Origin of the sequence: Arthrobacter antibioticus, assembly GCF_030063205.1 — a bacterium.
GTDB lineage: Bacteria > Actinomycetota > Actinomycetes > Actinomycetales > Micrococcaceae > Specibacter.
This window is the reverse complement of record NZ_JASISQ010000002.1, coordinates 33064-52710: the sequence shown is the minus strand read 5'-3', so window position 1 is coordinate 52710 and position 19647 is coordinate 33064. Positions and strand designations below refer to the sequence as shown.

17 protein-coding genes are annotated in these 19647 nt (G+C 54.3%); 6 read left to right on the top strand and 11 right to left on the bottom strand.

The window, feature by feature from the left end; genetic code table 11:
• Positions 1–88: 88 nt before the first annotated feature.
• Together QMG40_RS05260 and QMG40_RS05255 are read right to left on the bottom strand one after the other, a co-directional pair.
• Positions 89–718: a histidine phosphatase family protein gene (locus QMG40_RS05260; protein ID WP_283528757.1), complete on the bottom strand. Its 630-nt coding sequence runs from the start codon at positions 716–718 to the stop codon at positions 89–91.
• A gap of 42 nt (positions 719–760) precedes the next feature.
• Complete coding sequence (locus tag QMG40_RS05255) at positions 761–2227, bottom strand: CCA tRNA nucleotidyltransferase (protein ID WP_283528755.1); 1467 nt, start codon at positions 2225–2227, stop codon at positions 761–763.
• 149 nt (positions 2228–2376) lie between these two features.
• Between QMG40_RS05255 and QMG40_RS05250 the strand changes: the two genes are divergently transcribed.
• Complete coding sequence (locus QMG40_RS05250) at positions 2377–2916, top strand: NUDIX hydrolase (protein ID WP_283528753.1); 540 nt, start codon at positions 2377–2379, stop codon at positions 2914–2916.
• On the opposite strand, the gene QMG40_RS05245 is transcribed toward QMG40_RS05250, so the two are convergent.
• On the bottom strand, positions 2913–3242 hold the full coding sequence (locus QMG40_RS05245) for a hypothetical protein (RefSeq protein WP_283528751.1): 330 nt from the start codon (positions 3240–3242) through the stop codon (positions 2913–2915). The genes QMG40_RS05250 and QMG40_RS05245 overlap by 4 nt on opposite strands.
• On the opposite strand from QMG40_RS05245, the gene murJ reads away from it, so the two are divergent.
• The 5 genes from murJ (at position 3214) to QMG40_RS05220 (ending at position 10318) form a co-directional block, all read left to right on the top strand.
• Complete coding sequence (gene murJ / locus QMG40_RS05240) at positions 3214–4824, top strand: murein biosynthesis integral membrane protein MurJ (protein ID WP_283528749.1); 1611 nt, start codon at positions 3214–3216, stop codon at positions 4822–4824. The genes QMG40_RS05245 and murJ overlap by 29 nt on opposite strands.
• A 134-nt stretch (positions 4825–4958) precedes the next feature.
• A complete protein-coding gene (locus QMG40_RS05235; RefSeq protein ID WP_283528747.1) occupies positions 4959–6359 on the top strand; it encodes an ABC transporter substrate-binding protein in 1401 nt (466 codons plus the stop codon).
• 101 nt (positions 6360–6460) lie between these two features.
• Positions 6461–7441 carry a thioredoxin-disulfide reductase gene (trxB, locus tag QMG40_RS05230; RefSeq protein ID WP_459252959.1) on the top strand — a complete coding sequence of 327 codons (981 nt, stop codon included), beginning with the start codon at positions 6461–6463 and terminating at the stop codon, positions 7439–7441.
• Between the two features lie 16 nt (positions 7442–7457).
• Entirely contained in the window at positions 7458–7784 is a 327-nt protein-coding gene (trxA, locus tag QMG40_RS05225; RefSeq protein ID WP_283528743.1) for a thioredoxin, read from the top strand.
• A gap of 329 nt (positions 7785–8113) precedes the next feature.
• Positions 8114–10318, top strand: coding sequence for an HNH endonuclease signature motif containing protein (locus tag QMG40_RS05220; RefSeq protein WP_283528741.1), 2205 nt, complete (start codon positions 8114–8116; stop codon positions 10316–10318).
• A 3621-nt stretch (positions 10319–13939) separates the two neighbouring features.
• Here QMG40_RS05220 and QMG40_RS05215 read toward each other — a convergent pair.
• The 8 genes from QMG40_RS05215 to rpmH form a co-directional block, all read right to left on the bottom strand.
• On the bottom strand, positions 13940–14947 hold the full coding sequence (locus QMG40_RS05215) for a ParB/RepB/Spo0J family partition protein (protein ID WP_283528739.1): 1008 nt from the start codon (positions 14945–14947) through the stop codon (positions 13940–13942).
• A gap of 89 nt (positions 14948–15036) precedes the next feature.
• Complete coding sequence (locus QMG40_RS05210; RefSeq protein WP_459252967.1) at positions 15037–16050, bottom strand: ParA family protein; 1014 nt, start codon at positions 16048–16050, stop codon at positions 15037–15039.
• Between the two features lie 147 nt (positions 16051–16197).
• Entirely contained in the window at positions 16198–16836 is a 639-nt protein-coding gene (gene rsmG, locus QMG40_RS05205; protein ID WP_283528735.1) for a 16S rRNA (guanine(527)-N(7))-methyltransferase RsmG, read from the bottom strand.
• A gap of 85 nt (positions 16837–16921) precedes the next feature.
• Entirely contained in the window at positions 16922–17449 is a 528-nt protein-coding gene (locus tag QMG40_RS05200; RefSeq protein ID WP_283528733.1) for a Jag family protein, read from the bottom strand.
• Positions 17449–18417, bottom strand: coding sequence for a membrane protein insertase YidC (gene yidC, locus QMG40_RS05195; RefSeq protein WP_283528731.1), 969 nt, complete (start codon positions 18415–18417; stop codon positions 17449–17451). Before yidC ends, QMG40_RS05200 begins: the two co-directional genes overlap by 1 nt.
• Positions 18418–18435: 18 nt before the next feature.
• Positions 18436–18831, bottom strand: a complete 396-nt coding sequence (gene yidD / locus QMG40_RS05190; RefSeq protein ID WP_283528729.1) for a membrane protein insertion efficiency factor YidD — start codon at positions 18829–18831, stop codon at positions 18436–18438.
• Positions 18828–19253, bottom strand: coding sequence for a ribonuclease P protein component (gene rnpA, locus QMG40_RS05185; protein WP_283528728.1), 426 nt, complete (start codon positions 19251–19253; stop codon positions 18828–18830). Before rnpA ends, yidD begins: the two co-directional genes overlap by 4 nt.
• A 54-nt stretch (positions 19254–19307) precedes the next feature.
• Positions 19308–19445 carry a 50S ribosomal protein L34 gene (rpmH, locus tag QMG40_RS05180; protein ID WP_044569795.1) on the bottom strand — a complete coding sequence of 46 codons (138 nt, stop codon included), beginning with the start codon at positions 19443–19445 and terminating at the stop codon, positions 19308–19310.
• Between the last annotated feature and the right edge of the window lie 202 nt (positions 19446–19647).

The window sequence follows — 19647 nt, the reverse complement described above, 5'->3', positions numbered from 1 at the left end:
ATATGAGCCTACCGGGTCGCAGCTGCCCTCCTTGTTTACTTCAGGGGCAGGCATGAAACGCGCCCTTAGGTTCCGCTCCCAACGGAAGCTATAGGCCCCACTGTTCAACGGCAGGGGTCATTTTGTCCCAACCAAGTGTGCAGACTTTGGCAGTACCCAGAACAAAGTGCCGGCCTTGCCCACCTGGCAAGCCCAACCAGCGGGCCGCCAGGATCCGCAAGAAGTGTCCATGGGCTACTAACAGAACATTGGCAGGCGCTCCGTCTTCACGCTGAACAGCGCGAGCCCGTTGAACAATTTGGTCAGCGCGTTCGGCCACCTGAGCCAACGACTCACCGTTTGGCACGCCGTCGTTCCAAATCAGGTACCCGGGGTTCTCCGCGCGAACCTGGGCACTGTTAACGCCTTCATAGTCGCCGTAGTCCCATTCGACGGCGTTTGGTTCAACTGCTGCTTCGGGGAACCCAGCCAGGGTCGCTGTCAGGTGAGCTCGCTGCAGTGGTGAGGTGAGAACAAGATCAAAATCGATGCCGGAAAGGGCTCCCTGAGCGGATCGGGCCTGGTCCTCCCCTACTGCCGTCAATGGCATATCCGTCAGGCCTGTGTACTGCCCACTACGGGACCATTCGGTCTCACCGTGGCGCAACAGCCACAGTTTGGGGCCGCCAGGGATGGGGGCAGCGGGTACCAAGATATTTTCTACTGAATTCTTACTCATGGTGTTTTGGTTCCAATCGACTGTGGTGCCAGGAATTACTGATTAGTCTTCAACGGCGTTGTTAGTTTCTTCGGGGTGCGATTCGGGCTGATCGGCCCACCATTTCCGCAATTCTTCGCCAGCCTTCTCAGCTCCCAAGGGTCCGTACTCCATGCGCTGTTCAAGCAGGAAGCTGTAGGCCCGGCCAACCACACGACCCGGTTTGATGTCCAATAACGCCATGATGGCACTGCCATCAAGATCCGGGCGGATGGAATCAAGTTCCTCCTGCTCGGCCAACACGGCTATGCGAGCTTCAAGGTCGTCGTAGGCAAAGGCGAGCCGCTCAGCCTTGCGTTGATTGCGAGTAGTGACATCAGAACGCGTCAGCCTGTGCAGTCTTTCGAGCAGGGGTCCAGCATCCGTTACGTACCGACGCACAGCGGAATCACTCCAACCGGCCTCACCGTACCCGTAAAAACGCATATGCAGCTCAACCAGGCGCGACACTGCCTTGATGGAGTCATTATCAAAACGCAGGGCTTTCATGCGCTTTCCGGTCAGCTTGGCGCCAGCCAGGTCATGATGTCTGAAGCTGACCCCGCCGCCGGGTTCAAAACGGCGGGTCTTGGGCTTGCCGACGTCGTGCATCAATGCCGCAAACCGCAACACAAAATCGGGTCCGGGAACGGGGCCGTCGGGGCCGCTTTCTAGAGATGCTGCCTGTTCCAGTACCTGTAGTGAGTGCTGGTAAACGTCCTTGTGGCGGTGATGCTCATCGGTTTCAAGCTTCAGTGCGGGAATTTCAGGCAGCACCAAATCCGCCAGTCCCGTCTCAACCAGGATGTCGATGCCAGCCCGGGGCTGGGCCCCGCAAATCAGTTTCACCAACTCATCACGAACTCGTTCAGCGGAAATAATACTGATTCGCTCGGCCATTCCCTGCATCGCCGTCAGGACCTCCGGGTGCAAAGCAAAACCCAGCTGCGAAGCGAAACGGGCAGCACGCATCATGCGCAACGGGTCGTCGGAAAAGGAGTCCACCGCAGCACCGGGAGTGCGCAGCAAACCACCAGCAAGGTCCTTGGCGCCGCCAAAAGGGTCAACCAGCTCCATGTCCGGCAACCGCAGTGCCATGGCGTTAACGCTAAAGTCGCGACGTTTCAGGTCCTCCACCAGTGAGGTACCAAAGGCAACAACGGGCTTGCGAGAATCAGGGTCGTAGGCCTCGGCACGGTAGGTGGTGATCTCTATGAGCAGCACCTCCTTGTTCCGGTTGCGTTTACGGAATCCGATGGTGCCAAAGTCCCGGCCCATCTCCCAGTGCGAATCCGCCCATTTTTTGGCAACCGCAAGGATCTCATCCGGCTTCGCATTGGTTGTGAAGTCCAAATCTGGGGAAGTCCGACCCAGAAAAAGGTCGCGGACAGGACCCCCAACAAGGGAAAGTTCGAATCCGGCGTCGGCGAATAGCCGGCCCAGCTCTAGAACAACTGGGTCAAATTTTGATGTATCAAGCACTAAATCCATGGTTCCTTAAGGATGCCAGACTTTTCACTGTGCGCGTTTGTCCCCGCCGATGCCATCGCAAGGGCGCCATTGCTGTCTTCAAGAAGCCGATCAAAACCACCCGTCTGCCCTGTCATCATCCTCGAGTAAAGATAGCTAGAGTGGACAGCATGGTTCACCCAGTGCCGCGCGCGCCCAAGTCGACCCCGTTGCCCTCGGCAATGGGTCCTCAGGTTGTGCCCGCAGCACCCACCGCGCCAAGCCAGTTGCCCACGGTAGAGGAAGTCTCCGCCGGCGGCGTGGTTGTTGAGATGCACGACGGCGTCCCCTGCGTTGCGATCATCGCCCGCATCAATCGCGGCGGCCGGCTTGAGTGGTGCCTACCCAAGGGCCATCCTGAAGGCGATGAAACACATGGTGAAGCGGCGGTCCGTGAAATCGAGGAAGAAACCGGGATTGCCGGGGAAGTGCTCGCAACTTTAGGCAGCATTGACTATTGGTTCACTGTCAGTGGGCACCGGGTGCACAAGACTGTCCATCATTTCCTGTTGCGCGCCACTGGTGGTTTCCTCACTATTGAAAATGATCCGGACCATGAGGCCGTTGATGTGGCTTGGGTTCCTTTGGTGGAATTGGCTAAGAAGCTCTCATTCCCCAATGAACGCCGCATCACAGATATGGCCCGCGACCTGCTGCCGGAATACTTTTAGAGAAACTCTTGGTGCTGTTGATTTGCGCTGCCAGCAGCCACCAAGACAGCAGTGAGATGATGGGACACAATGTCTAACGATAAACGGGTCCACATCCCGCCGAAACCTGCAGCAGCCCCGCGTGTGGCTGCACCTCCCGCCACACAGACCCATCCCATCGCCAGCACCACAAGTCTGCGCCAAATACCGCCGGCCGTCCCCGGTCCAAGTGCAGCCGGATCAGGTGCGGCTGCAGCCGCTGACAAGGCGCCCACTTCCGGTGCACTTACACCCAGTAGTGCCAGATCCAGCGCCACCATGGCTATTGGCACACTGGCATCACGCATTTTGGGCTTTATCAAGGCGATTGTGCTCGGTATAGCCATTGCCAATACGGCCATCGGATCGATCTTTGAGGGTTCCAACTACATCCCGAACCTGATCTTCCTACTTCTTGCGGGCGGCGTGTTCAATGCCGTGCTGATTCCACAGATCGCAAAGGCGAGCAAACAGCCGGACAACGGCGCCGACTTTATCTCGCGGCTGCTGACCCTGGGTATTGTGGGCCTGCTGGCAATCACCGCCATCGTGATAGTGCTGGTGGCTCCCATCTTTGGCCTTTTCACGTCTTTCAGTGGAGAGAATTTGCAACTTGCCATCACCTTTGGCTTGTTCCTCTTACCTCAAATCTTCTTCTACGGCCTGTTTTCGCTGTTGGGTCAGGTCCTCAACGCCCATAATTCCTTCAAGGCTTATGCTTGGGCCCCTGTGCTGAACAACGTTGTGGCTATCGCGGGGCTACTGGTGTTCGTTGCTGTTTCTGGCAGTGCCGCCTCCACTGCGCATACAGTGGCGAACTGGACTATTGGGCAGACATGGCTCCTGGCCGGAACTGCCACATTGGGCATCGCTGTGCAATCTGCCGTGCTGATCATTCCTGTCCAACGCCTCGGCCTAAAGTTGCGTCCAAAGTTTGGTTGGCGGGGCACCGGTCTGGGCGCCACGGCTAAAGTTGCTGGTTGGACCATGGGCACCATGATCATTGGCAACCTCAGTTTCCTCATCATCCTCAGAGTTGCCACGATCCCCCTTGGTGGCAGCACCGGAGGAAACGCGAGCATACCGGATGTTTTGGTTTTGAACCGCGCCACCGAGTTGTACATCATGCCTCACTCGATCATCGCTTTATCGATTGCCACTGTCATGTTCACAGCCATGTCCCATGCTGCTGCCCGGAAGGATTTATCCGGTTTGCGCACTTCATTGGCTGGAGCCTTAAGAACCACGGGTATGGCCACTGTTTTTGCCGGTGTTGCACTAGTGGTGCTTTCAGGCCCTATGGGCATGCTCTTTAGTGGTAATTCACAAACTGTGGGTCGTTTCGTGGCAATTACGCTGGCAATTCTGGCTATTGGAGCACCGTTCTACAGCATCAATTTTATCCTCAACAGGGTCTTCTACGCACAGGAAGACGCCCGCACACCGTTCTTCATCCAATGCATCATGGTTGGGCTGGGACTGACCACTGCTCTACTAGCGAGTCTGTTGCCGCACGAGTGGATTATTTTCGGTCTGGCGGCCAGCTATACCCTCAGCAACGTAGTGGCCCCGATCGTCAGCCACTTCTTCCTGACGCGAAAGCTTGGCAACTATGGTGGTGGGCTTATTCTGCGAGCACATATGCGCTTCCTCGTCGCTGCCCTAGCATCCGGAATTGCCGGAGAACTAATGTTGCGTCTCTTTGGCAGTGCCTCTGATGAAGGCTTCATGTGGTCCTCTATAACCGCTTCAGCGCTTACCTTGGCTATTGTGGGGACGGTCATGGCCGTCATTTACATTGTGATTCTCAAACGCCTGCGCGTGCGTGAAATAGATGCCCTATTGAACCCTCTGCTTGCGAAAGTGCGGAGTCGCTTGCGGACCAAATAAGCTCATTTACAAATGGCTGCTCACGTTCAGCCCGGCAACCATGGAACTTGGCGTGTTTTCCGATAGAATCAGTCAATTATGGCTTCGTGCGGACAACACGCACAGGCCACCATGCATGTAATGAGGAGGAATTGGTGCCACAACCCGTTGATGTGGGCTCCATCCTTGGCGGCCGCTACAAGGTGACCGGCCGTATCTTGGCTTCCGCCGAGAACGACGTCATTTTAGATGGCCTAGACCAGGTATTGAACCGACCAGTCAGTATACTTGTGTCTGCTGTCGAAAATTCCCAAAATCTAACCCAAAGCGCCCGTGAAGTTGCAACCGGCGTAAGGGTTTCCAAGGTTTCCATTCTGGACATGGGAGTTCAGGATGAGACAACCTACCTCATTGCGGCGCGCACCTCGCCCACGGACCTCCTTGATCTTGTAGTGCCCACTGATCCAAGCGAAGAGGTCTATCAGGAGCCGTTCTTCACCGACACTCTTGGCACTGAGATCTTCGGACAGTCTCGCGATGCCGCACCCGCCGGCGGCGCATACGTCTATGAGGATAACTCACCTGTCACGCCAGGACATCCGCTGCCAAAGGTGACCCGGAAAGCATCTTCTGCACAAACTCAGGCTCCGCAACCACAAGCACAGTCGGCTCAAGCACCTGATGCAAGCGCCGCCGTCGTTTCTCCCACTGCTGCTCAGCAGCGGCAGTCACCCAATAAAGTAACGCTATGGGACGAGGATGACTACGGTTTCATCAACGAAGACCACGAGCAAGATCTCGCGCAGACCCGCCGTCCTGGGACTTTTCCCGCGCAGTTGCGGGACGCCGGCGACGATTACGACGAGAACGAACTATTGGATGAAGAGGATGACGGTAACGCTCCCCGTACTGGCGGCCGCTGGTTAACAGGGGCAATCGTTGGCGTGCTTCTCATTGGCGCACTTATTTTTGCGGTCCAACACATCGGCACACTCTTTAACGATTCAAGCAACCAGGCGGCCGACACCAGCTCTTCGGCGCCACCGGAGCCAAGTGCGAACGAGAGCAAGCCAGCCGCTCCCGAGCAGCCCAAAACTGTTGCACCCGTGGTCCAGGGTCTCACCGATATCACAGCGTATGCTCCCGGTGTACAGAACTACGGCGAAACCTATTTCCCGCGCCTCAAGGATGCCATAGATGGCAATAAGGCCACTTATTGGCCCACTGTGGAGTTTTCCAATGCCAATTTCGCTGGCATGACCGAAGGTGTGAACCTGGTTGTGGCACTGGCTGCAGAGTCAACCATCAGCTCAGTGACCATTAACCAACTTGCCGGCTCTGGGGGCCAGTTCAACATCCTGACCAACAGCAAGCCCGAACTTGACGGCGCGACCAAGATTGGCAGCGGCTCATTTAGCGCGCCGGACTTCACCTTTTCGGCCGCCCCCGGGGTCAAAGCCAAATATGTGATCATCAGTTTCACGGAGTTGCCAAAACTCCAGCCCTTTGTCACGTATCCCTATGGTTTGAAAATCACCGAAATAAGCGTCAAATAGCTTGACTTAGTTCCGCCAGAGTGCGTGGTGGAATAACCGACTTCAATCGTCGGTTGTAAATACCGAAGGCATAATCGTTACGCCATTATGCGGTTCAGTCAATGAAGGAAGAGGAACACTCACCCGTGAGCACGCAAGCCACCCCCGCAAGCGACATCCGTGATGTCATCATCGTAGGATCTGGTCCCGCAGGCTACACCGCCGCAATTTACACGGCACGTGCGGACCTCAAACCCCTCATGATCGCCGGTTCTGTCACGGCAGGTGGCGAACTCATGAACACCACCGATGTTGAGAACTTTCCCGGTTTCCCTGACGGCATTATGGGCCCGGAACTGATGGACAATCTGGGACAGCAGGCTGAAAAGTTTGGTACCGAAGTGATGTACGACGACGTCACTTCAGTTCAGCTTGAGGGTGCTGTTAAGACTGTCACCTTGGCCGACGGCCAAGAGTTCAAGGCTCGGACAGTGATCATTTCCACCGGCTCAGCGTACCGTGAACTGGGAGTGGAGGGCGAGAAGCGCCTGGTTGGTCACGGCGTAAGCTCGTGCGCCACCTGTGATGGCTTTTTCTTCAAAGGCCACGATATCGCCGTCATTGGTGGTGGTGACTCAGCCATGGAGGAAGCAATATTCCTGACCAAGTTCGCTGAATCAGTCACGGTCGTTCACCGCCGCGACACACTACGGGCCTCCAAAATCATGGCTGACAGAGCATTGGACCACCCGAAGATCAAGTTTATTTGGGATTCCGAAGTTGTTGGCATTGATGGCGACGCCAAGGTCAGCGGCATCCGGTTAAATAACCTAGTGACCGGTGAGAAGAGCGGACTCGCTGTGACGGGAGTTTTTGTTGCTATCGGCAACGATCCCAGAGTCGATCTCGTCAAAGGCGTTCTCGATCTGGCGGCCACAGGGACCATCGCAGTTGAGGGCCGCTCATCCAAGACGAGCCTTCCGGGCGTTTTCGCTGCCGGAGATGTCGTTGACCCAACCTACCGTCAGGCCATCACCGCGGCCGGCTCGGGATGTGTGGCCGCACTGGATGTTGAGCACTTCCTAGCCGATCAGAATTCCTAAGAGAAAGTAGTTCACCATGAGCAATGCTAAAAGCGCAACAGATGCAACGTTTACAGATGCAGTCCTGAATTCAGAGAAGCCTGTCATTGTGGACTTCTGGGCAGAATGGTGCGGGCCCTGCCGCAAGCTTGGTCCCATCCTGGACGAGATTTCCGTTGAATACGCAGACAAGGTTGAGGTGGTCAAGGTTGATGTAGATGCCAACCCGGCGATCTCGGCAAAGTACGGGATTACGTCAATCCCTGCCGTGTACCTGTTCAAGGGTGGTGAAGTCCAAAGTACCGTTATCGGTGCTCGGCCGAAGCAGTACTTCGAAAAGGAATTCGCGGACTTCCTCAAGTAGTAAGTTCCTTTTATGTGTGTGGCCCGGACCTTGTCCGGGCCACACACATTTAACGCACTATAGCCGCTTCTCCTAGATTGATCCTAAGATCAAAATTTGTGTTCGGCTAACTGCAGAAATCAATCCGTAATCACCGAAATTTTCTGCCATTCAGTCTTCTGACCGTTTCACGTGAAACGGATACGTCTTCCAACTACAAAGAAGTTGGCATCGACCGTTGATGGAAAATCTCGATTTGAACGGGCAGGGTCGTTGAACTGTCAGTACATATAATCGACAAATATACATGTGTTCTAGTAATACTAGAACATTGGGACTATAATTGTGGTATGGGTAGTTCAGTGAATTTCCCGGCTGGTCGGGATGTTTCCTCCACCACAATGGGTGTGGCGGATTTCATTGCTGGGCTAGTTCTTCCCGTGATCGGGCCGTTGGCTAATGATATTGCTGCGATGGTGTCACTGCCAGACTTCCCGGGTCCTAACGGTGATCTCGGGATTACTGCTTCTGAGGCTGGGGTTGCTGATGGTGTTGTGGTGGGTGGAGCGCTGCCGACTTCGCGTTTAGGGTGTGTGCGGGCGTTAATGGATGAGTGCACCGCGGCTATCGAAGCCCTACGCGTGCATCAAAATCAATGTGCGGCTCTTGCGGCCGTTTTAATGGAGCGTCTTTCTTGTGCTGGCGGCCTTGAAGGTAGCATCCTTGCCTTTGATGCGTTCCAGCGTGAAGGGTCCATGTCCGGGCTCCGCGCTGAGGTAGCCGGGGTTTTACAGATCCCTGAGGGTGTGGCTGGGGAGTTAATGACTCATTCGCGCACGCTCGTGCGGGAGTTGCCAGGCACTCTCTCATGCATGAGTACGGGCGCTTTAGGCTGGGACTATGCGGTCATTATTGCCCAGGAAACAGCCTTGGTCCGTCAAAGTGGTGTCCCTGCGGCTGCGGTTGACTCTCTAGAGCAGGTCTTACTCGGCAAAGCCGAAGACTGCACGGTCTCTAGCTTCCGTGAAAAAGCCAGACGGCAACGTGAACGTCTCTATCCTGAAACGATCACTGCCCGCACCAGACGCGCCTTGAGCGATAGGTATTTACGAGTCAATCGTGGCCACGACGGAATGTCCTGGCTCAGCCTGTATGGCCCAGCACCAACTCTGGAAGGAATCTGGAGTCAATGCACCCTCACTGCTCAAAGCGCCCAAGGCCCCCATGAAACCCGGACCCTGACCCAACTCCGTGCCGATATTGCAGCGTCCCTGCTACTGAATCAAAGCATGGCCCAAAACCACATCCACAGCCCCGCCCCACCCATGCAACCCGATGCGAGCGAAGATAGTGCTGAAATGCCCGAGCATCAGGGAATACCAGGGTGTGTTCAAATATCCGGCTGTGGTGAGTCGTGGTTTTCAACCCTCGACTCCGAACCGCACAGGGACCAGGAAGACAGGGACCAGGAGGACAGGGACCAGGAAGACCTTACAGCTGATGAAGGATCATGGCGGGTAGATCCTCAGCTAATCCCGGTCTTTGATGATCCGCACTACACCGATCCAGGATTCAAAGACCCTGATATCCGCAATGATCCACAGTGGGACCCCACAGCCCGACCACCAACCCTTACCCCACCACCAGGCTCAGTATCAGGCCCACTACCTGGCTCATCATCTGGCTCATCATCACAGACTACCGATGGTCGTCATCGGGGGCATCGTCGGGGCAATCACAGCGGCGCTGCCGGCGTAGGTGGTGGGGTTGTTATGGAGGAGGTATGGCCGCCATTGCCGCAGGTGACACCGGTGTTACTGATACCTGTGTTGTCGTTGCTGGGCGCCACACAGGATCCTGCGTGGCTTGAAGGTGCTGGTCCTATCAGTATGGAAGTCGCCCGGCGACTAACGCAGGGATCGAAGTCCCTGTTACGGGTCCTGGTAGACCCGGTCAGTAACGAGCCCTTAGACGCTGCCCCGCAGCGCTACCGAATCAGTAAAGCGATGCGGACTATGCTGGCGATCAGGGATGAATACTGCCAATTTCCGGGTTGTTTAGCCAGAGCAAGTAACTGCCAGATTGACCACATCAAGAAATTTGCTCACGGTGGCAGATCTATCTTCAATAACTTAGAGACCCTCTGTCATCACCATCATCTCCTGAAACACTTCAAGGACGATCAGACCCGCAATGGTGCTTGCCGCACCGATCAATCACCCCAACGGCAAGCGATGAAACTTCGCGGCTGGACACCCACGAACACACAGGGCCGTATTGCCTGGACCTCACCGAGTGGACGGTACTACCCACCCGCCACCCACGAGGACCACGCACCGAGCTACCCGAAATGGTTGAAAAAACACCTCGAGACCGAAGACCGCAACGCCCTAGAGGACCACGAAGAAGCACGCATCCAGAACATGGACCAAGCAAACCCCTACTCCACACCCCTACCAACACCACCACCAGGAACATATCCCTGCGCCGAAGACGAAGAAACCCTCAACGAACAAACACTCAACCACTACCTCGCCCACCACAACACAACCTAAACACGGCCCTCAAAAGCGGTATGTGGCACCTAGTTTCTGGATACGTGGGCCTGCCTGAGTGTAGGGTTGCTCGTTACCTCGGCTCGGCTAACCGTTGACTCTGGGATTCCTAGAATCTGCGTACCAAGGTGCCCGTCATGAGTTCAATGCCTCGAAGTTGCGCTCCCCAGTATTGGCCAATACTGCAGGTTGAGTGATTTACACGAGGTTTTTCGAGCGTCTGTGTTCCGCTCGACTCTTGTTTCGGTGAATCAATGGTTTTTATTTTGGCTTATGGGGATGCTGACTCACGGATCGACGAGGCTCAACTAAAGTGCTCGCGAAATGTGGTGGGTGGCTCATTTGAAGAATATTCGCGAAACCTCTCACGCAAGCTCGGGTGCTTTGGTGTGTTGGAGCGATGTTCGGGTTGACGTTGTCTCCGCGCACGTAAATCACGAAGGAATAGCCGGAGTGTATTCCCGGGCTTCAAGGAAGCTAAGACTGAACTACTTGACCGGTTGATGGTTGAGGGCGGATGGTCTGGTGCGAATGCCCGCCGGGAGCTCAGGCGTTCCCTCCAGCGCGTCGACCTACCCTTACTGTGGTCCGCAGGCCGAGCCCACATACGCATGGCTATTACACGGTCAAGGACCATCAGCAAGTCTTGGTCGTTGCCGGACAGCCGTGCAGGAAGTACCTTGTATCGGTTGTAGGCGCCACGCCGGCCAACATGGAGCCCTTATCTCCGGACTGGTTCTTTCACCAAAGTAGGGTCCTGTTGCAGCGCGGCCGTGCATGCCCATCTGCGGGCATGGGCACGGCAACGATCCACTTACCGGGTGGACCATCAACCGGGCGATCAAGAGTAAAGCCGCTAGATGTAGCGTCGCGACAATGGATGATATGTAGTAGGAATTTCAGACTCCGATCAAACACTGCCATAGAGATAATGGGTCTGAATTCCTTAGCAAACCTGTCATTGCCTGGTGAATTTCCCATAATATTCGTGTGACGAGGTCCTAGTTGTAGCAGTCCAACGACAACCGATTTGTTGAGCAAAAGAATGGCGCCAGCGTAAGTAGCTCTGTGTACAATTCTTGCTACGACACTGATACTGGACTTCGCCTATTCAACGATCTCTGGCCCATGGCGGACCTGTGTAAGAACCTGTTCCTGCCGACTCAGAAACTCATCAGATGCGACCTCAGTGGCAAGAGTGAGCCGGTGCGCAGCGACGAGACCCCCCGTCCAGCGGACCAAGGACACAGGATCTCACTTGACCCCCACGCCAACATATAGGCGGGCTCTACGCCATCATCCTCGACCTGGCCGATTTAACGAACCGGATCAACGAGATCCAGCAACGACTCAATCCAGCCGCCGAGGCCAAGGCCTACTCCCAGGCGCCACGCATCCTGACCCATTTCGCGAGCACAATAGATGAGGCACGCGGTACTCGTATGTTGACCATGCTGACATGAGGCACCACGAGGTCGCTGCTCCTGCAGAGCCGGGTCGTTTGGAGTCACAACCACGCAGATAACGGTAGCTAATCGATACGATGGTGCAATAATCCAGGCTCTCACAACTGGCCAGTCAGCCTTTCGAATGCACCAGGCTCTTTTCTCCCTCTACGTGTTCGAACAACCCAGCACCCAGCACAGATACTTCTCTTTCTTGGGCGCATAGACCAAGCGCGTCTGAACCGCTAGTGGTTCAGTTCCTGCAGCTGTACGCACGAATGTTCAAAATACTGGCTGGTAGCGAACTTATTCTGCTGCTAAACATAGATCATGTGCAACACGTGTCCTCGATTAGTGCAGTGAGCAAACTTGCGGCCGGTTCACCGCGGGCAATCCGGCCTAGCCATACGCTCATTGGCTTAATGGTGTAGCGCTGGTGGACGGTGCCGTGGGAGCTACCCCTCCAGTCGACTAGGCTTTCCCCGTGAACCCTGCAGGACTGGTGTTCCAGTGCGCAGTAGTAGTGGTCGGCTCTTCCTGGGGGTCCTCTACTGCCTGCCTGAATCCGCGCGACTGGCATCTTTCCCGCCTGCCTCAGGACAGAATTCTACAACAGTAGAACACCACGGACCATATTGCGGTGGTCCCCAGCCAACAGAAGCCGCCGCCTTCGCGCGTCAGGCTGCGTTTCACGTGAAACCTATTGTGATCTTTAGAGTGCCGAGATTGTGGGTCTTCCCTGTTCAAGACGATCACCACTCCTCTGATTGGATCGATTTTTGGTGTAGTGAAACGCTCAATTGGTGGTACTTAAACGGAAACGCTGTCTCTGTCTACTGTGACCTGTCGCCTCAGCGACTTGACGGTACGCGTGATGTACTTGGACCAGGTCATTCCATAGTCGATGGAACCACACATATGCTCCGCCAACAGCGGGAGAATGTACGTTTGCCCTTGCCTACTGCCCCTGGATTATTGGCTACTTCTCTCAGTTGACCTCCAACGCTGAGGGTTGCCGGTAACTCGATTGAGCAGCGACCCCAGCAATAGGAGCGATATTTCCGCTCTGTGGCTTTTTATGTAGCTATCTCCACGGAAACACGTTCTCTCGAATTGCCCGTTCTTCGTGTTTCATGCGAAACGGAGACTCAAAGAACACCTTCAGTGGCCTTGTTCGTTTCACGTGAAACACTCGACTGAAGCTACCCGCCTACGCTCCTATCCGAGCAGTCAAGAGCGGCGATACCCGTCGATTACGTAAGAGCTACCGTAATCTGCGAACCGTTCGGTTAGCAGGGATAAACGGCGAGCGAGACTTGTCAACTGATTTCAGAGTCAGCCTGGGTAGAGAAAACGGGCAGGTCCCCCGACGTATATACCGTGCCATATGCTCTCTCACATGGATTGACGCTGTCCATACGCCCACTGTCTCGCCACAACGCTATCTAACACCAGTCTATCTGCAACTCCGAGGCGACTACCCCGCTACCCGACTCTGGACCGGGATATAGGGCCCCGTAAGCGCCTCTACGGCCATCAAAGCTGCCCCGCCTTGCCCCAAGCCACTTCTCTTCATATCGGGCCTTAGCTGAGCGGTTGTGTGAGTCCATTCACCTAGTGCACCGTCTAAGCCCAAACTTGTCATTTCTACGGCGAGTAGTCTGGACCAATGTAGCAAGCTAGTTCTATTCACATGGAAGATTGAACTGCCTGCTACGTGGATGGAACGCTATTTCCATCCTTCATACAAACTGGTGGCTGATTATCACACCTTTTTCTCGGAGGGCACGGACCTTCAGTAGCCCGACGGTCTGTTTCATTGTGCATAGTCGCAACAGGACACATTCGTGAGCTTGTTGTAGAGTTCTCTTCTTGTTTCACGTGAAACATGACGTGGGGCAAGAACGTCGCCAAAGTTCACCTATACCGAGTCTGGGAATAGGATCAGAATCAATAGTCTCTCTTTGACTCTTCTTCCACAATAGAAAGATCTATACCCTGACGAAGCAGTGTTCGTTCTACGGAAAATGCACCCCCTGACGAGCACACACAGGTAGTCAACGCGGATCCCAAATACCGAGGACTGACCTTAGGATCCTTCCTACAGACCTGCATAGGAAACAAGAGTGCTGATGTTTCACGTGAAACACCACCACTATCGCCAAGCTTTTTGAAACTACTGGCCGCCGGAGCTCAAAACATCCATGATTCGGTTGAGATCCTCGACCGATGCAAACTCAATACTGACTTTACCCTTCCGCGCACCGAGAGAGATCTTCACGTTGGTATCCAATCTATCGGCAAGCGAACTCGCCAGAAAGTCTAAACGTTCATGTCGGGGGTTAGGCGTTCGGTTGGACGGCTTATCACCAATCAGGGGCGCGCGGTAAAGCTGCACGGCCTCCTCAGTAGCTCTTACGGACATTCCCTCGGCCACGATCTTTTGCGCCAATTGTTCCATTGCCGCAGTATCAGGCAGGGATAACAACGATCGGGCGTGTCCGGCAGAAAGAATCCCAGCTGCAACCCTCCGTTGGACCACTGGTGGTAGTTTTAACAGTCGTAAAGTATTGGAGACTTGTGGGCGCGAACGGCCAATTTTATCTGCCAACTGCTCATGGGTGGTACCGAAGTCTTCTAGTAGCTGCTGGTACGCGGCCGCTTCTTCCAAAGGGTTAAGCTGGCTGCGGTGCAAGTTTTCAAGCAGTGCATCCCGAAGCAGATTATCATCAGTCGTTTCACGGACAATGACTGGAATAGTATCCAGACCGGCTGCCTGGCTAGCACGCCAGCGCCTTTCACCCATGACAAGTTCATAGGGCTGATCGCCCTGCTCAGAGGACTTCCGTACAACAATCGGTTGGAGTACACCGATTTCACGCACTGAATGTACAAGCTCAGCCATATCATCTTCATTGAAGACTGTCCGAGGCTGTTTCCTGTTGGGATGTATGTCGCCAACCGGCAACTCCATGAAAGTTGCGCCCGGCACTTCAACAAGCTCCACCGGTGCGACAGCTGCTTTAGTTGTTCCTCTTGATACCGGAGTCGTGTTTCGCGACTTGGGTTCGGGGAAAAATAGGTCCACAGGGCGTGCAGGCTGCGAGGATCCCGATTCATCGCCTGAAGAGTTTGGGATTAGGGCGCCCAAACCACGGCCAAGACCCCTGCGCTTTTCAGTCATTGAGACATCCTCCGTTGAATGAACCCCAGAGTAGTTGGGGCTCTCATGAACTTCATTATTAACTGCAAAGTCTATCGTTGAACTGTGGCTTATGAGGCGGACCGCTCGGCGAGTTCTGCCGCAGCCTCTAGATATGACAGCGCGCCAGTTGACGACGGATCATATGTCATAACGGTCTGCTGATAGCTCGGAGCTTCAGAAATCCGAACTGATCTTGGGATCATCGCCTGCAGCACCTGTTCTGGAAAGTGCTCACGTACATCTGCTGCTACATGGGCAGCCAAATTCGTGCGGCCGTCATACATGGTCAACAGAATCGTTGATACAACTAGCTCGGAATTCAGATGCTTCTGAATCATACTGATGTTCTTCAGAAGCTGGCTGAGCCCTTCCAACGCATAGTACTCACATTGAATAGGAATCATAACTTCATTGGCGGCACAGAAAGCGTTTACAGTGAGGAGCCCAAGGCTTGGCGGACAGTCAATGAATATGAAATCAAGCCGTTCCTCACCATTTTCCGCCCTGAACTTCACGTATTCATCGATCGCCCGGCGCAGTCTTTGCTCTCTGGCGACCAGCGAGACGAGTTCTATCTCCGCCCCTGCTAAATGTATGGTGGCAGGTGCACATGACAGATTCGCAATATCTGGACATTGTGCGACAACTTCGGACATTGCAACATCATTGATGAGGACATCATAGATGCTGTCAATCTCCGCATGATGCGGAATTCCCAACGCTGTCGAGGCATTGCCTTGTGGATCAATGTCGATTACTAAAACATGGAGCCCAGCCGACGCTAGTGCGGCTGCAACGTTGACCGTAGTAGTCGTTTTCCCAACTCCCCCTTTTTGATTTGCTACCGTCAATATCCGGGTGTATCCAGGTCGGGGCAGGGGGCGTCCTAGTAGTCGTTCGCGTCGCTTTGTTTCGCTCACGAGCTGCCTGGCAATAGGACTGCTGTCATCAAAGTCAAGGTCCAGTGAGCTTGCCTCGGCCTTTTTGGTTTCACGTGAAACGTTGACTGTGTTGTCAGTGGTCGAAGAATCAACCATTTTAGATTGATTGATGACATTAGAACGTGCCGATCCCAATGTCATGAACGGAGGGATCCGTTGCGAAGCTGCTTCGCTACTGGTCACGCTGACACACTCACTTTCCTATGGCTATGGTTGCCAACCTCTAGCCTATCGGTTCCAAGCAACAGCAGGTGGGATCACCCCTATTTCACCCCAGAACTGTGGATATCAGCGTCTCTTTACCTTAACCCGCACTACCGTGGTGGGCTCCTCTAGAACATCCTGGCCTGCAACTAAAATTTCAGTTTCATAGCCACCAAGATTTCTAATAGTCTTGCCGGCCGTTGCGATTTCGTCGGCTGCACTGCGGCCCTTTATTGCAAGAAGCTCACCTTCGCCGCCCAAGAGCGGGATCGTCAATGGAGCCAATGTCTTCAGCGCCGATACAGCGCGGGCCGTCACAACGGTGCACTCCACTTTACCAATGGCGGCTTCGGCCCGAGAGCGGATGATCTCAACATTTGAAAGGCCAAGATCCATAACAACCTCTTCTAGCCAGATCACACGCCGCTCCAACGGCTCAATCAGGGTGAGGTAGAGATCGGGGCGGGCAATAGCCAAACAAAGTCCAGGCAACCCAGCACCGCTGCCAACATCGGCAACCTTGGCTCCATCTTCAATCAGCTCGGCAACAACGGCGCAGTTTAATACGTGGCGACTCCACAACCGTGGAACCTCCCGTGGGCCAACGAGTCCACGCTCAATCCCTGACGTCGCCAAGTGTTCAACGTAGCGCTTAACCACATCCAGTCGGTCGCCAAAAATATGCTCCGCAGCAACGGCTTCTTGTGCAGTTAATTCCACCACTATTTGTGTCCTCTAAAATTCAGGTACGTGGCTAGAGCCGCATGCTCCAGCCGATACCGCTTTACCACTTCCAATACAGTGCGCATTAGTGCGCAGCTGTCACCACTATGTGGCGCTTAGCGCCCTCGCCTTCAGACTCGGATTCCAAACCGAGTTCAGCAATGGTGTCGTGCACAATCTTGCGCTCATAGGCGCCCATTGGAACCAGGGCAACGGCTTCGCTTCCGGCTTTGATCTGTTGCGCAGCCTCACTGGCAATCTTGGTCAATTCGACATTTCTGCGATCCCGGTAGCCCGAAATATCCAACACCAACCGTGACCGGCTGTCAGTCGAGGAGAGCACACTCAACCGGGTCAGTTCCTGGAGTGCATCCAAGACTTCCCCGTCTGGGCCAACAAGGCTCTGCAATGAATCTGATCCTTCTTCGGCAACGATGGAAATATAAGTTCGTCCGCTACGCACCTCGATGTCAATATCACCGTCAATATCAGCGATATCTAACAGTTCCTCAAGATAATCAGCGGCAATATCGCCTTCTTCTTCTACCCTGCTAACACCGGTGTCAGCTGGGGCAATTTCTTCTTCAGGAGCAAGCTGCATGTCATCAGGCATTATTTTCTCTTCCTGTTTTTACGTTGTGGCTGATTCCGCTGGCCCTTGAGCTCAGGAGTCTCTTCGATCACTTCTTCCGCTTCAACCTTCTTCTTTGAAGCGCCCAACAGCGGCAAGCCCTTGGCTTCACGACGCTTCTGGTACTCCTTGTAAGCAGGAGAACCGGGAGTGGGCATGCGACGAATCACAAAGAACTGCTGGCCCATTGTCCAAAGGTTCGTCGTGGTCCAGTAGATCAGCACACCAATGGGGAAGTTCACTCCACCAATACCAAAGACCAATGGAAGCACATATAGCATCATTTTCTGCTGCTTCATGAAGGGGCCCTGCATGGCTTCTTCAGACATGTTCTTGGACATGATCTGTTTCTGTGTAATGAACTGAGAGGCGATCATAGCCAAAATCATGATGATGGAGAGTAACGCGATGGCAACAGTAAGGTTGCCACCCTGCAAGGATGGCAGTAATGCATCCGAAAGACGGGCTCCGAAGATGGTGGCTTCGTCAAACTGCACCACCTCCTGATGTGTCAGGGCACCAATACCTTCGTTGGCAGCGTTGGCCTTGGCAACGCCGGAAAGCACCTGGAACAAGGAGAAAAAGAAAGGCATTTGGATCAACATGGGAAGGCAGGCAGAAAACGGGTTCGTCCCGTGTTCCTTGTACAAGGCCATCTGTTCCTGACCCATGGCCTGTCTGGACAGCTGGTCAGTTTTACCCTTGTACTTGGCCTGCAGCTTCTTCATATCTGGCTGCAATGCCTGCATGCCACGTTGGGCCTTGATCTGCTTAACAAAAACGGGGATCAGCGCGGCACGGATAACCAGCACCAAACCGATGATGGCCAACGTCCAGGTCACACCTGATGCGGCATCCATGCCCAGAAACGTCAGCACATCATGGAATTGGACCATGATCCATGAGACAACCCATTTGAAGGGGGCCAGAATTGTATTGAAGAAGCCCATATTTCTTTATCTATCTCCTCAAGCCGCGTCGCGGCTTTGCGTTTCCTGTTGCTTGGCCAGAAATACATCCGGGTGATTCAGCTGGACAATAAGCGGCACCGTCAATGGGTCTTCCCAATCAACGTGTGCCGGCGAAGGTACCGGATCCAGGCCGCCTGCGCTCCAGGGGTGGCAACGCACTACACGGCGAGCAGCAAAAAAACTGCCCTTCACTGCACCGTGAACTGTGACGGCCTCTAAAGCATAAGCCGAACACGACGGAAAAAACCGGCACACCTGCCCATAAATGGGTGAGACGACGCGCCGGTAAAGTTTCAAAACGATGATAAGTGTATTGCGAGGAAGATGCCACAAGAAAAGCACGACGGCGGTCAACCACCTTCGTGCACTCCCTTGCGTTTGTGATCTGGTCACAAAACATCTTCTCCTTTGGAAACGTGAACCCTATTAACTGCAGGTGCCAATGCTAACGGCGAAGAGTTCCCTGCTTGCTCGTACAAACGAGAAAAAGCACTGGAAAACGCCTTACGGTAGTCCGTGACCAGGTCACAGAAGGAAGCATTAGCAGAAACCGGCAGAGCCCGTACTACTAAGTTGACTCCAAAAGGTTGCTGCTTGACTGTTTCAACAACAATCTCCCTCAGTCTCCTTTTAACGAGATTGCGGGTCACAGCGTTCCCTACAGTCTTCGCCACGATGAACCCAACTTGGCTGGGCTCTTCAGGAGAAGTGGACACCATATATAACACTAAGTTCCGGCGTCCATTTCGGACGCCGGAACGTACAGTATGTGAGAAGTTGGCGGCAGTCCGCATTCTATTCTTGGTGGCCAGCACCTGCGATCTACCGCTACTTCACTAAGGCTCGACGAATCGCCAAGCAGTTATTGTTTAGGCCGACAGCTCTACGCGACCCTTGGTGCGGCGGGCTGCCAAAATGGCACGGCCAGCGCGGGTGCGCATACGAAGGCGGAAGCCGTGCTTCTTGGCACGACGGCGGTTGTTCGGCTGAAAAGTCCGCTTGCTCACGGTAGTTACTCCAAGACAATCAAAGATGCGCCTTGCCCGTAGCTAACAGGTAAGAAAGGGGTCGACGCTAAGTATATGGATGCCCGCTTTCGCTTCTTTTTTACAAGGAGCACGCGCAAGAGCGCAAAGCGGACACATGGGACTTCACAACGTTAGGTCATTTAAGGCCTTCTCGTCAAACTACGGATTCCTTCCACTCACC